This is a genomic window from Erysipelothrix sp. strain 2 (EsS2-7-Brazil) (assembly GCF_016617655.1).
Lineage (GTDB): Bacteria > Bacillota_I > Bacilli_A > Erysipelotrichales > Erysipelotrichaceae > Erysipelothrix > Erysipelothrix piscisicarius.
On record NZ_SCFT01000009.1, the window covers coordinates 55,469 to 69,580 of the forward strand.

General features: G+C 36.3%; 13 protein-coding genes and 1 pseudogene. 9 read left to right on the top strand and 5 right to left on the bottom strand.

What is annotated here, in order from left to right; genetic code table 11:
- Nucleotides 1-16 precede the first annotated feature (16 nt).
- On the top strand, nt 17-337 hold the full coding sequence (locus tag EPJ90_RS05570) for an FtsB family cell division protein (protein ID WP_125163887.1): 321 nt from the start codon (nt 17-19) through the stop codon (nt 335-337).
- Nucleotides 338-384: 47 nt separating this feature from the next.
- Here EPJ90_RS05570 and EPJ90_RS05575 read toward each other — a convergent pair whose 3' ends face one another.
- The 3 genes from EPJ90_RS05575 to EPJ90_RS05585 all read right to left on the bottom strand — a co-directional run bounded on the left by EPJ90_RS05575 (nt 385) and on the right by EPJ90_RS05585 (nt 2,220).
- Nucleotides 385-1,389, bottom strand: coding sequence for a linear amide C-N hydrolase (locus EPJ90_RS05575; protein WP_200542766.1), 1,005 nt, complete (start codon nt 1,387-1,389; stop codon nt 385-387).
- Between the two features lie 99 nt (nt 1,390-1,488).
- Nucleotides 1,489-2,025: an NUDIX hydrolase gene (locus EPJ90_RS05580; protein ID WP_125163892.1), complete on the bottom strand. Its 537-nt coding sequence runs from the start codon at nt 2,023-2,025 to the stop codon at nt 1,489-1,491.
- Nucleotides 2,026-2,220, bottom strand: coding sequence for a hypothetical protein (locus EPJ90_RS05585; RefSeq protein ID WP_125163893.1), 195 nt, complete (start codon nt 2,218-2,220; stop codon nt 2,026-2,028). It lies immediately after the preceding gene.
- 119 nt (nt 2,221-2,339) lie between these two features.
- Between EPJ90_RS05585 and tmk the strand changes: the two genes are divergently transcribed.
- Genes tmk through EPJ90_RS05610 form a run of 5 tightly spaced genes read left to right on the top strand, consistent with a single transcriptional unit; the run spans nt 2,340 to nt 6,233 of the window.
- The gene (gene tmk / locus EPJ90_RS05590) at nt 2,340-2,963 is read left to right on the top strand and encodes a dTMP kinase (protein ID WP_200542767.1); all 624 of its coding nucleotides are present in this window, start codon (nt 2,340-2,342) and stop codon (nt 2,961-2,963) included.
- The gene (locus EPJ90_RS05595; protein ID WP_200542768.1) at nt 2,956-3,906 is read left to right on the top strand and encodes a DNA polymerase III subunit; all 951 of its coding nucleotides are present in this window, start codon (nt 2,956-2,958) and stop codon (nt 3,904-3,906) included. Before tmk ends, EPJ90_RS05595 begins: the two co-directional genes overlap by 8 nt.
- A gap of 36 nt (nt 3,907-3,942) precedes the next feature.
- Nucleotides 3,943-4,788, top strand: a complete 846-nt coding sequence (gene rsmI / locus EPJ90_RS05600) for a 16S rRNA (cytidine(1402)-2'-O)-methyltransferase (protein WP_200542769.1) — start codon at nt 3,943-3,945, stop codon at nt 4,786-4,788.
- A gap of 9 nt (nt 4,789-4,797) precedes the next feature.
- Complete coding sequence (gene guaC / locus EPJ90_RS05605) at nt 4,798-5,772, top strand: GMP reductase (protein ID WP_161636878.1); 975 nt, start codon at nt 4,798-4,800, stop codon at nt 5,770-5,772.
- 59 nt (nt 5,773-5,831) lie between these two features.
- Nucleotides 5,832-6,233, top strand: a complete 402-nt coding sequence (locus EPJ90_RS05610) for a Fur family transcriptional regulator (protein ID WP_161636877.1) — start codon at nt 5,832-5,834, stop codon at nt 6,231-6,233.
- A 58-nt stretch (nt 6,234-6,291) separates the two neighbouring features.
- Here the strand turns inward: EPJ90_RS05610 and EPJ90_RS05615 are convergent, their stop codons facing one another.
- Nucleotides 6,292-6,648, bottom strand: coding sequence for a helix-turn-helix transcriptional regulator (locus EPJ90_RS05615; RefSeq protein WP_161636876.1), 357 nt, complete (start codon nt 6,646-6,648; stop codon nt 6,292-6,294).
- Between the two features lie 263 nt (nt 6,649-6,911).
- Here EPJ90_RS05615 and EPJ90_RS05620 point away from each other — a divergent pair, with 263 nt between their 5' ends.
- The 3 genes from EPJ90_RS05620 (at nt 6,912) to EPJ90_RS05630 (ending at nt 13,961) form a co-directional block, all read left to right on the top strand.
- Nucleotides 6,912-11,288: a Cna B-type domain-containing protein gene (locus EPJ90_RS05620; protein ID WP_244660386.1), complete on the top strand. Its 4,377-nt coding sequence runs from the start codon at nt 6,912-6,914 to the stop codon at nt 11,286-11,288.
- 107 nt (nt 11,289-11,395) lie between these two features.
- Nucleotides 11,396-13,327 carry a methionine--tRNA ligase gene (gene metG, locus EPJ90_RS05625; protein WP_161636874.1) on the top strand — a complete coding sequence of 644 codons (1,932 nt, stop codon included), beginning with the start codon at nt 11,396-11,398 and terminating at the stop codon, nt 13,325-13,327.
- Nucleotides 13,328-13,358: 31 nt separating this feature from the next.
- The gene (locus tag EPJ90_RS05630; RefSeq protein WP_161636873.1) at nt 13,359-13,961 is read left to right on the top strand and encodes a histidine phosphatase family protein; all 603 of its coding nucleotides are present in this window, start codon (nt 13,359-13,361) and stop codon (nt 13,959-13,961) included.
- 34 nt (nt 13,962-13,995) lie between these two features.
- On the opposite strand, the pseudogene EPJ90_RS05635 reads toward EPJ90_RS05630, so the two are convergent.
- Nucleotides 13,996-14,112: pseudogene (locus tag EPJ90_RS05635) on the bottom strand (IS30 family transposase); the annotation flags it as partial.

Sequence of the window (14,112 nt, forward strand, 5' to 3'; positions counted from 1 at the left end):
AAAGAGAAGTGGAAAGATGGGACAAACAGTTACGAAACCGCGAATAGCTAAGAATCCAACAATTAAATTTGCATCAATCATTCTTGGTATTTTGATAGTATCCGTTTCATGCCTGATGTTATCTAAATCTGCAAAAGAATTAGTATCAACATTCCAATTGAATCAACAACTAAAAAGCGAGCGCTCGAATTTAAAAGTACTCGAAACAAGACAAGGTGAACTTGCTCTTGAGAAGGCAAAACTTCAAGATCCTACTTATGTTCAAAACTATGCTCGAGGCAAACATCTCTTGTCGAAGTCAGAAGAACAAGTATTCATCTTACCTAAAACAGAATAACAAAAAATAAAGAGTAACATTTAATGTTACTCTTTTTTTAATGCTTATTATAATTTATTCATTGTTTCGATCATCTGCTTACGTTTAATCTCATAGCGAATAATCTCATGATTATTAACCAATAAGGGATCAAAATAAAATTGTTGGATTTGTCTATTCTCGTAGGTTGAGATGTTAACCGTTCTATTCTCTAAATCGTATGCAGAGGTATACTGTGTGTATTGTACCTGGTTTTTTTCATCGACAATCAATCCGTAAGGAATATCAAAGGTATTGAGGACGCGGAAAACTTTATCAAGTGCTTGGTCATCATTGGGTTGATTTGAGAGGCTATTCAAGACTGTTGCCCTTACAAATCGCGATTGTGGTGTATAGTCTCCGGGTAAGCCAAACAATCCATTCCCCGTACCAGAACTCAAACTTTCAAATTTACCAAACTTACGTGAAGGATAAATTTGATTGTTCATGGAGACATAGTTTTGAAGGTTTTGAACATGCCAAGGAAATTCAGGCTGATTGGTGAAGGTTCCAATCTCGTTGGGATAAATATCAAAGGAACCGGCGGAGGAAGGTTCAAGAACGATGCTAGCTCCTGTACGGTCTACAAAAACATAATGTTGAGGGATTACATTACCATGAATATTAGGCTCGTTGGATATTGCGACCTCTTTAATTGCTTTACGGTGTAAATCGACAATCGAATCACAATTTAGTAGAGCCCAAGTTACAAATTCCTCTCCTCTTAAGGCCTGTTTACCCATCAATTCAATTGCACTGGTGGGTGCATAATCTGAGTAATCATTTCCATAATAGAAACTCCCACCTACGAGTCCATGTTCATTCATACCATCCATAAATAAAAGATCCTGGTTCGAATCATGAAGACTAATGCCAGCTGCAGCATTTTTCGCTACAATGGGTGAAAGCATATGATTAATTGCTGTTCCACGAGGGACAAGCACGCCACAAACGGGCAAAAATGTATCAAATTCTTGAGTTCTACCCCAATAAGTATTATTTTGCTTTGAAATTACTTGTATTCCTGTACACATATAAGTACCGCCTTTCTCGTCTTTAATATATTACCATTTTATGTGAGCAATTAGTGAAGAAGCATAAAAAAAAAGCGAACCAATTGGACGGTTGGCTCATTATTTTTGTGATAGATAATGATTTACTTTGTAAGCAAGGGAAATAGTTTTTGCATCCGTAATATTATTTGCTTCGATATCAGTAATAATATCATGAAGATCACGAGTATAAACATTGAGCACTTCATTGTCGTCGAGGTCTTGGCCGACATAATCTAAATCCGATGCATAATAAAGATACAAGACTTCGTCAAGATATGCGGGTGATGGATGAATGTATCCAAGTGGAACAAGTGTTTTCGCTACAAATCCAATTTCTTCCCGCAATTCCCTTAGCGCAGCATCAAGTGGCAACTCACCTTTATCAATTTTTCCTGCAGGGAACTCTTGCATAATATGTTCAACACCATAACGATATTGATCAACACAGTAGAATGCTTGATCGTCATGGGTTGCGGCAATACAGACACCGCCATCATGTTTTAAAATCTCAGCTTCAAACATGCCAGTTTGTGTTTCAAATTCAACATTATATACATCTACAATTTTTCCTTGATACTTTAATACTTCATTTAGTTTTAAGCCATCTCTTACCATCTAATCTTCCTTCTTTATAATGTGTTTGATAAGAACTCCAAAAGCGACACAAAACATCAAGAGCGTGAGAATTGTGAGGACCGTCGTATTAAGAAAATAATTAATAACGATTAAGAGTACAACAATCCCTAAAACAATCATATAGACGTTGTCATTTGATGCTTTTTGAAATCCTTTTTTAATTTGTTGGATCATAATTTTTTCCTCTAAAGTTTTATTCTTCTCTTACATAATAATCCAAAATGATAAAACACACAACTTTTAGAATAGACCACGCTATACCATGCTATAATATTCAAAGAAGAGGTGGCAACATGACATTATTTGTATCATTTGAAGGTCCTGAGGGAAGTGGTAAAACAACAATTACCAAGATCGTTTCGGAGTATTTTGAGAAAAAAAATCAACCCGTCCTTTGTACTCGAGAACCTGGAGGAATTCGTATTTCTGAGAAAATTAGAGAACTGATTCTTGATCCGGATCATAAAGAAATGGATGATCGTACCGAAGCTTTGCTCTATGCTGCAAGTCGCCGACAACATTTAATTGAGAAAATTCAACCTGCACTAAACCGAGGTGAATTGGTAATATGTGATCGATTTATTGATAGCTCACTCGCTTATCAAGGTTATGCTCGAGGTATTGGTATTGATGATGTATGGGATATAAACATGTTCGCTATTGATGGTTTTCTGCCCGATTTAACAATCTTTTTGGATGTCAAACCACAAGAAGGCCTAAATCGAATTGGTGTTCGTGGATATAAAGATCGTTTAGAGCTCGAAGGCGATGTCTTTCATGAGAAAGTATATGAAGGGTATCAAGAAGTGATTCGTCGTTTCCCAAACCGTATTAAGATTGTGGATGCGCATCAATCGATTGATGATGTTGCTTCCGATGTTATTAAGATTATTGAGAAACATTTGAATCATGAATAATGTTTCAAGTCAGGTTAAAGCGCTAAATCTCTTTCATCGTCAACAATCAAAAAATCGTGTTTCCCATGCCTATTTAATCGTTGGAGATTATGGAACGCTTGATTTTTCTAAATACATGGCAATGAGTATGATGTGTTGCGAACAAGACATTGGTGCCTGTGGTTCTTGTCTTACATGCCAACGAATAAACAATGAAAACCATGCGGATTTTAGAATACTTAGTGGTAAAGAACAAAGTATTAAGAAATCAGAAATCATTGATCTCAAGGAATATTTCAGTCAATCATCAATAGAAACATCAGGGCACCAAGTCTACATTATTGAAGATGTGGATAATGCGACCGTAGAGGCGATGAACAGTCTTTTGAAATTCTTAGAAGAGCCAGAAGGTGATATCGTTGCAATCTTAACAACACGCAATGAAAATCGTGTTCTTGAGACCATACGATCCAGATGTCTCACAATCCATTTGGAATCGATGAATCATCAAATGTTATTTGATGTGGCATGTAAACAAGGGATTGATCCAATTGATGCTTATTTATTATCGAGGATGAATCAAAATAGTGAAGAACTAAATCATCAGATTAATGATGACGTCTATAGAGAAGCCAGTTCAATTTTCTTTGATGTACTTGAATCTTTAAATCAACGAGACTATTTGTCGGCGATCTTAACCTTACAAGTTGAGGGGATTAAGAAAAAAAGATTGGATCGGGAACGATTGGTATTACTCTTTGAATTATTCGAATTATCGTTCTCATTACAAGGTCAACACGAACAAACAATCCAAGTTCGAACAAATCACATTACAAATGAAGATCGTATTCATCTGCTTCAAATTGTTTTAAGCTTAAAAGATCGGATTCGACCGGGCGTCAATATTAACCTTATCATTGATCAATTTGCTTATGAATTAACGAAATACTATCAGAACCTTTAATTTCGATTAAAGGTTTATCTATTTTAGGAGAATGTTATGATAAAACAACAAAGTTTTAAAAACGAAAAACCAACACTATTCCTGGTTGCAACACCAATAGGAAATTTGAATGAGATGACACCCAGAGCGATTGAGACATTGAAAAATGTTGATGTTATTGCGGCAGAGGATACACGCAATGCACGCAAGCTCTGTTCACACTTTGATATCAACACAAAAATGATCAGCCATCATATGCATAATGAACAAGAATCAACTAAAGGGATTCTTGATTTATTGGAATCAGGCTTAAGTGTTGGTTTAGTCAGTGATGCAGGATATCCATTAATCTCTGATCCAGGCCAAACATTAGTTCGCGATGTCATTGCCGCGGGCTATAATGTTGTCCCAATATCAGGAAGTAGTGCCTTTCTTAATGCACTGGTTGCATCGGGACTTATTGTTCAACCTTTCGCATTTATGGGCTTTATGGAGCATAAAGAAAGCCAACTTAAAAAACAATTAATCCAAAACAAGGATTTACCAATGACGACAATCTATTATTTATCAGTTCATAAATTAGAAAAGACACTCGAAATCGTGTATGATGTGTTAGGTAATCGAAAGATTTGTCTTGTGCGTGAGATTACAAAAATGCACGAGGAGTTTATACGTGGTACGGTTACCGAGGTTATGGAGTCAGTTGAGACGATAAAAGGTGAGTTTGTAATTGTTATTGAGGCGAACACTGATGTATCAGAAGTAAACTTTGATGATTTAATCATTCGCATTAAGGAACAGATTAATGCAGGAAATTCTGTTTCACGTTCAATTTCTTCTGTGGCCAAAGAGAATGGTGTTTCAAAAAACGAGCTCTATTCTTACTATCACGAGAATAAATAGGAGGCCGTAATGAAAATATTTGATTACGAAGATATTCAATTAATTCCAAATAAATGTATTGTGAAAAGTCGCTCTGAATGCGATACAAGCGTTAAATTGGGAAATCGAACCTTTGAAATGCCTGTTGTTCCTGCAAACATGCAAACAATAATCGATGAACCGCTCGCTATTTGGTTAGCAGAACATAATTATTTTTATGTTATGCATCGTTTTAACGAGGAACGTCGTTATGGCTTTATTCAAGATATGAATCAACGCGGTCTATATGCATCCATTAGTGTTGGTGTAAAAGATGACGAGTATGATTTTGTACGTCGATTGGCAGCAGATAATGTCATTCCTGACTATATTACAATCGACATTGCGCATGGTCATTCTGAGCAAGTTATTCGAATGATTAAGCACATAAAAGAATTCTTACCAAACACATTTGTGATTGCAGGAAATGTGGGAACCCCAGAAGCGGTTCGTGAACTTGAGAATGCAGGAGCAGATGCTACGAAAGTGGGTATTGGCCCGGGTAAGGTATGTATTACGAAATTAAAAACTGGGTTTGGAACAGGTGGATGGCAATTATCCGCATTATCATGGTGTGCTAAGGCCGCTCGCAAACCTTTGATTGCAGATGGAGGAATCCGAGATCATGGTGATATCGCTAAGTCAATTCGATTTGGTGCTACGATGTGTATGGTTGGATCATTATTTGCAGGACATGAAGAATCACCTGGAGAAACAATTGAAGTTGATGGCGTTCCATTCAAAGAATATTTTGGAAGTGCATCACAATTTCAAAAAGGTGAACATAAAAATGTTGAAGGAAAGCGCATTTTAATTGAACATAAAGGAAAAATCGAGGATACTCTACGCGAAATGCAACAAGATCTTCAATCATCCATTTCTTATGCTGGAGGTCGCGATCTTGAAGCGATTCGTAAGGTTGATTACGTGATTGTTAAGAACAGTATTTTTAATGGGGACCGTTAGATTAAAGCAAATATTCTTGTAAAAGCATATTTTATGCTATAATTAAGATGGTGATGATAATGAGTATCAAGCTTACTAAACAAAGACAAGAGATTTTAGATTTAATTCAAGCATCTGAAGGTCATATGACGGCAGATCAAATTCATACAAAACTTAAAGAAGGTGATGTATCAATTGGAATTGCGACGGTCTATCGAAATTTAAATGTGCTCTATAATGAAAAATTAATAAACCGTGTAAGACATCCAGAACTTGGATTTATCTACGATAAAAATCTACACGATCATTATCATTTTAGATGCAGAGAATGCAATCGCATTGAAGATGTGGAATTAGATTACCGAAAAGAATTACATCAACTCGTCGAAGAAGAATTAGGATGCCTCGTGTTAGATCACGACATTACATTCGAGGGGATTTGTAAGGACTGTTTGGCAAAATCAAATCAAAAACATAAGTAAGAACAAAAAAAGGAGCCTTTGCTCCTTTTTTTTACCTTCATCGAAAGATGATGGCTTTCTATTTGTAACCCAGTGCTACTTTACCTACTGCTTCATTTACTTTTTCATAACTATATAAATCTAATTGAGAAAAACATTCAACAAGTTGATCAACTGTAACAGATTGAAGATGTTCAACGATTGCTGTTGCGGTTAAAGCTTCAAGTTCTTCTTCTAAACCTAATAAGTACGTTGGAGTTGTTTCTAAAGCCTCGGCGATATCATAAATTTTTGACTGGGGAAGATCGATCACACCTGCTTCAATTTTGGCAATTGTAGAACGTGATGTATACCCTACAGCAACAGCAAGTTCCTGTTGAGAAATACGTAGTTCTTTTCGACGTGCCTTCAGTCTTTGACCTAATATATTCGACATAATTACTCCTTCACCTCAATGAATATAGCATTTATATCTCTAATTTGCAATATCTATTCAGAGAGTGTGAAATTTCCATATAAAATCTGTCCTTTCTTGAATTAATATGGTGAATAATACGCCCTTTTGGATAAATTATTACCAAGATGGTAAAAAAAGTGGACATTTTATGACAAAAATAATTGACTAAATATGTGAAAACAAATATTATCAACGTTGTGATTAAAAATCACTTTTAAATGATACTTGTAAGGAGGAAAAAAATGAGAACGAGAATCATTAAAAGCGGATTAACAACCGTGTTAATCACAATGGTATTATTATCAGTAAGTACATCTTTTGTATCTGCGGAAGGACATCCTTCTACAAGTGTTAAAACAATAACAAATTCAGTACAAATAGATGATATGCAAGAAGGTTCGGTTCGCGTATTTAAAACAGCGAAACCAATTCCCAACACGATTAATCGTTGGGAAATATCGATTGATGTATATGGACGCGTAAAGCGGGAACCATCAGACATTGTTTTGGTACTTGATACATCCGGAAGTATGGATCCACAAAAAAATCCACAAGGAATTGATCGGATATCAAAGGCTAAACGTGAAGCGATTCGTTTTGTGAATGGAATTTTTGAAAGAGATGACACCGCTCGAATTGCCCTTGTATCCTATGGAACACGGGTAAAAACAAATTCATTTCATACCAAAAATGATGCAACGCATTTAATTGATGAAATTAATAATCTTAAAGCCGAAGGAGGGACCTTTACGCAAGGGGCACTTCATGAAGCGAAAACATTATTAAATCAGAGTACGGCGCCAAATAAAACAATAATCTTGTTATCAGATGGGCAACCCACTTATCGATATCCACTCAAGGCAAAAGTAAATCAAGAATTACTTGGTTTTGAGGGAAATGTTATGGTTCAAAAACGCTATAATGGACAACAACGTCCTTTTGATACGGGAATTCCAAGTTCGGGGAACTATGCGATTCCCGGATATCGATTTAAATCATTACCGAATACCGATCATTTTGATTATAGCGCTCCGGTTTACGGAACGGGTAATGAGTATTATTTGGATCAACTTGGCGATGTACTATCACATGAAAATAAGAATTATTTTGTCTATATGTCTTCAGCAGACGCATCCATTGTCGAATCCAATCAAATTCATCAAGAACAAATCCATTTATACTCAATTGGATTTGATACCGATGATAAGGGAACCGAAATATTGAAGCGTATCAGTAAAGGAAATTATTATGATGCTACATCAAGCCGTGATAATCTGGATGATATCTTTAAGGAAATTTCAAACAATATTTTTTCTGCGGCGAAGGATATTCATATTGATGACCCAATGAGCGATGCTTTTGATGTTGATATGTCACGTTTGGATGATGCACTCTTACCAATGTATGATTCAAACCAAAAACGTTTTAATGTTCGAAGTCTAGGACTGTATGATTACGATAGTGATATCCAACACTTTGGCTATCACTATGAAGTCAAAACAAATCCATTGGCAAATATAAATGAGCACAACTTCTTTGAACTAAACAAAACAACAACCATTACGTATACAGACATCAATAATCAAACCGTTAAAAAAGAGATTACAGTTCCACAGGCTAAGCCAACACCCGTTCGACTTAAAACAGAAGTCTATAAAGCGGATAAATCACGGGATTTAAAAACAGATTATCAAGCGAATGTCGTCTTTAAATCGGATCATGATGAACAGAAACTTCATCATGTTAGTGCAATGAATGAGAGCACGACGTCATGGTCCTTTACAGATTATGGAGCGTATGATGTTCGGATTGAGGCACTCAATGTGAAAGATGAAGCACATAATCTTAAGGATTATGATGTTGTCTACGAATATTATGAGTATGTAAATGGTGAGCGTAAACCTGTATCGCGTTTAAACATTCAGAATCAACCGGAATCGTATGAGGTTGTGGTTAAACTTTATCAGAAACAATTAGGAACTATCACAATTGATAAGACCGTTAAACAGGGATCAAAAACAATATATCCTGATGATATTTTTATTTTTGAAGTCTTTAATCAAGACTACAAAATTGATGAAATTCGGTTAAAAGCGGGCGAGCATAAAACACTCACCGATTTACCGCTGGGCTCCTATCGTGTTGAAGAAAAAACACTAGAAGGATTTAGTCCAAGAACCCCACAACAATCCTTTGAAATAACGTATCAAGGTCGTGATCATACCCTTCATTTCACAAACGATGTTGAGAATAAAACATCTTATGAGGTCGAAAAGATTTGGGTTGGTGGGACGACTCGACATACGGATGTTCTGATTGATTTAAAACAAAATGGAACACCCCTTAACATACCTAAAGTCCTTGAGAAAGGGAATACAAAGATTGAGTTTACAGATCTCCCACGATTTGATGAGGCAGGTAATGAATATGTGTATGAGCCCTATGAACCGAATGTTCCAGATCATTTTGAATCATCCGTAGAGGGAAATAAGATTACAAATACTTACATAACTCCAAAACGAAGTTATACGGCATCAAAAATTTGGGACGGCGGTCCTACCGTTAAACCGACCATCACACTCCAACTTTACCAAAATGATCAACCTTATGATCGTATTGATTTAGAATCAGGAGAAACATCGTATACATGGAATGATCTACCTGAGACAGACGACTCAGGCAATACGTTTAAATACCATATCGATGAAATCAACGTTCCGGAGAATTATAAAATGAACCTTGATGGATCTACCATTACCAATACCTATGTAAGTCCTACGCGAGATATCATCGTTACAAAAGAATGGATTGGTGGACCGGATATTAAACCAACTATCGAAGTAGCACTGCTTGCGGATGGTCATGAAGTAGCGCGACAAAAAATTGAAACAGGAACGACCAGCATTACATTTAAAGAACAGCCTATTAATGATCGTAATGGATTACCGATAACATACAGAGCAATTGAAACGCAAGGGGCACACGATTACGTAAACATTCCATCCGAGGACCCGCTTGTTATTAAAAATGAATACCGCCAACCGCGTATTACCGATCCCATCATTGCAACTAAAATATGGGATGGCGGTCCTCTCGAGAAACCAGAGATTGAAATGATTCTTTATCGTCAAAGTGTGACAAATCCTGAACGTGTAGATTCAAAACGCTTAACAAATGGACAAACAAAAGCCATATTTACTGATTTAGAAAAAACAGATAAAAATGGAAATCTTTATACATACTGGGTTGAAGAAGGCGATCAAGAGGGTCTGCTTCAAGAACACCACTATACCGCTGAGCGCATCGATGCCTTCACGATCGTGAATCACTATCATTCCCCTAAAACAACATTCACCATGACAAAAATATGGGATGGTGGTCCAGAAATTAAACCTGAAATTGAAGTTCAGCTTCTAAAAAACGGTGAAACTGTAGGCAATCCAATCATTCTTCATCACGGCGAAACAACCTATACGTGGACCGATCTTGATGAATTTGACAAAGACGGAAATATAATTAACTATCGTGTTCGTGAAATCAACGAACCTGAAGGATATATCCAAGCACTTGATGAAACAGGCGCCATCATAACAAATCACTTTCAACCTGAAGTTCGAACCATTAACGCTTACTTATATTGGGAACATGGACCGGATGAAAAGCCAACGGTTATTTTTGATCTCTATCAAGTTGTCGATGGTGTAGAAACACGTATTGATGAATCTAAAACCTTGGTAACTGGCATGTCACATGTATCATGGGATGTACCTGTGCAAACACATGAAGGAAAAAACATCGAGTATTTTGTAAAGCAAAGAAACCTTCCTGAAGATTACACAATGCGGTATGGTGTCGATCGCTTAACAGTAATTAACACATATCATCCCCCTGTTCAGGAAATTACGTTAAATAAGCAATGGGTGGGGGGCGAAAAGACCCAGGCAGAAGCAACCTTTACGTTGTATCAAAACGAAAAGGTCTATGATGTGGTAAAGCTTTCATACAACGATACAAATTATAAATGGCTTGTAGACGCAAAGGATCTTAAAGGAAATGCGTTTACGTATCACCTTGAAGAAACTTCCGTACCTGATGCCTTTGTATCGGAACGTATTGATGCATGGACCTTCCGTAATACCTACACATCACCTAAACGTGATGTAACCGTGACAAAGCATTGGATCAATGCGCCTGAAACGGTACCAACGATTCATCTTCAACTCTTAAGAAACAATGAACCAATGGGTGACCCAATTACTTTAGAGAGTGGTCAAAGCACCTATACATGGAAACATTTAGATGAGACCGATGAACAAGGCAATGCATATGACTATCGTGTTTATGAAATTGATCCCCCTAAAGGTTACCAAGTTTCCTATAGTGAAGATGGACTGGAAATATTTAATAAGTATCAAGAAGATGTGTCTAACATTCGGAACGAAAATCCCTCAAAGAATACACCGAATAAAGAACCAATCCTACCAGATGAAAAACCGAATCATCATACTGTGAATCATGAGGTTCTCCCCCAAACAGGCGTTGGAAATCAAGTTCGATTGATTCCGGGAACGGTACTGTTTGGTTTGGGTGTTATTTTATTATTGAAAAAGAAACATTAGTTTTATATTTAAAAACCTCGTATTGTGAAAAGTACGAGGTTTTGTCTTATTGTAGAGCTTACATAAATAGGCTATAATTAAGGGGAAATTCTAGCGGAGGAAATCAAATGAAAAACAATAAAAATTACTATATAACAACCGCTATTGCTTATACATCAGCAAAACCTCATATTGGTAACATTTATGAGATTGTGCTAGCAGATAGTATTGCACGATTTAAACGTGCTCAAGGTTATAATGTTCGTTTCCAAACAGGAACGGATGAACACGGTCAAAAAATAGAAGATAATGCGAAAGCACATAATATGTTACCGAAAGCATATGTCGATAATATTTCGAGTGTGATTCGTGGTTTATTTGATCTGATGAATGTTCAATATGATTATTTTATTCGAACAACAGACGACTATCATAAAACACAAGTTCAAAAGGTTTTTAAGAAACTCTTTGATCAAGGGGATTTATATAAAGGAAATTATGAAGGATGGTACTGTAAGTCATGCGAATCCTTTTATTCAGATTCACAGGTAGAAGATGAAACATGTCCAGAGTGTGGTGCGAAGGTTGTACGCCAACAAGAATCTTGCTACTTCTTTAAAATGAGTAACTATCAAGATCGCCTTGTACAATACATCAAGGATAATCCATTATTTATTCAACCTGAATCACGAAAAAATGAAATGCTTCAAAACTTCCTTAAAGAAGATCTCTATGATCTTGCGGTTTCACGAACAAGTTTCAAATGGGGAATTCCTGTAGATTTTGATCCTGAACATGTTGTGTATGTTTGGATTGATGCACTGATTAACTATATCACGGGTTTAGGATATGATGTTGATGGGAATAATGGGCCACTTTTTGATGAGTTCTGGCCAGCTGACGTGCATTTAATTGGTAAGGATATTTTACGTTTCCATACAATTTATTGGCCAATTCTATTAATGGCCCTTGATATTGAGTTACCAAAACAAATCTTCGGACACCCATGGTTACTTACTGGCGACAGCAAGATGAGTAAATCAAAAGGGAATGCACTTTATGTTGATGATCTAACATCCGTCTTAGGTGTTGATCCAGTTCGATACATTATGCTTCATGAAATGCCTTTTGAACGTGATGGTCACCTCACATATGAATTGATGATTGAACGTATTAATACAGACCTTGCGAATATTATTGGGAATCTGGTTAACCGTACCATTTCAATGACCAATAAATACTTTGACGGCGTATTGACTGTTAATCATGTGCATGAAGCAATCGATGATGAATTGATTGATGCATGTAAAAATCTTATTCCAAATGTTGAAGCGAAGATGGATACGCTTCATGTAGCGGATGCAATTTCTGAGATTGTTTCCTTATTTAGAAAAGGGAATAAGTATATTGATGATACACAACCTTGGGTTCTTGCGAAAGATGAAACGAAACAAGATCGCCTTCAAACAGTACTTTATAATCTAACGGAATTGATTCGTATTGGTGGTATCGCCCTTGAATCATTTATCCCAGAAACATCCCAACGCATTCTTGCACAATTACAAACAGAACATACAACGTTTGAAAGTGCGAAGGTGTTTGGACTCTTTGAACTTAATAAACCTGTTGTTTCAAAAACAGACATCATCTTTAATCGTTTAGATGTGAAAGAAACACTTGAGTTATTAGAAAAGGAGGTAGAACCTGTGGTAGAAACAAACGTTGTTGAAGAAGAAACAAAAGAAATAACATTTGATCAATTTCAAGATGTAGAACTTCGTACGGGGACAATCGTAAAAGTCGAGAAACATCCTAAAGCAGATAAACTCTATGTCTTACAAGTTGATTTAGGAAGCAAAGAAGTAACTGTAGTAAGCAGCCTTGTAGATTTCTTTACGGAAGAAGAACTCCTCAATCATAAAGTTGTTCTCGTTGCAAACCTCAAACCCGTTAAACTACGCGGTATAATGTCAAATGGTATGATTCTTACAGCTGAAGAAGGCGACAAAGTAAGACTTGTAACCGGTGGTGATGTCGCAAACGGAACGCTATTGCGTTAAGATAGGTATTGTATAGAAAAGAGGGTGCTTTATGAAAATTGTATTAGTAAGACATGGTTATACGACTTCTAATGAAGAAGGAACGTATTCAGGTTGGTCTGATGTTCACTTATCGAAACAAGGAATTGAAGACCTAAAACAATATAAATTGGAGTACGCGTATCCACAAACAGAGCGTTATTATACATCTGATTTAACACGTACGATTGATACGTTTGAAATTCTTTACGGTAAAGAGACACCAATCTATGAATCAAGTAAAGAATTACGCGAGATCTATTTTGGTGATTATGAAGATGTACATGGGGATGACGTATCCGAAAATTATTTTGATGGATTCCTTATTAATAAACGCATTGCTCATGGAGAGACGTTAACTGAATTTAGCTACCGAATCATCTCTAAGTTGGAATGCATTCTAAAAGATATGAAAGCAAACAGTGTGGAATCTTCAACAATTGTTTGTCATTCAGGTGTTATTAAAACACTGTTAATTTTCTTAGAAAACAGACCATTCCTAGACTTTAGAGCAATTCATGCACCCAATGGACTGGGATACATACTTGATGTTGATTTCGATGATTCGTTAAATCGCATTATCTTAAAGAGTGTAGAAGCATTACCAAAAAAATAAGAAAGACACGTATCGATACGTGTCTTTTCTTTTATCAAATCTCAACCGCACCACTTTTACTTTTATTAAAGTCTATCTCATAGGCCGTTTTGAAGTCAAATATTTTTCGCGGCATTGAGTTAATTTTGAAGCAAATATCATCAAGATATTG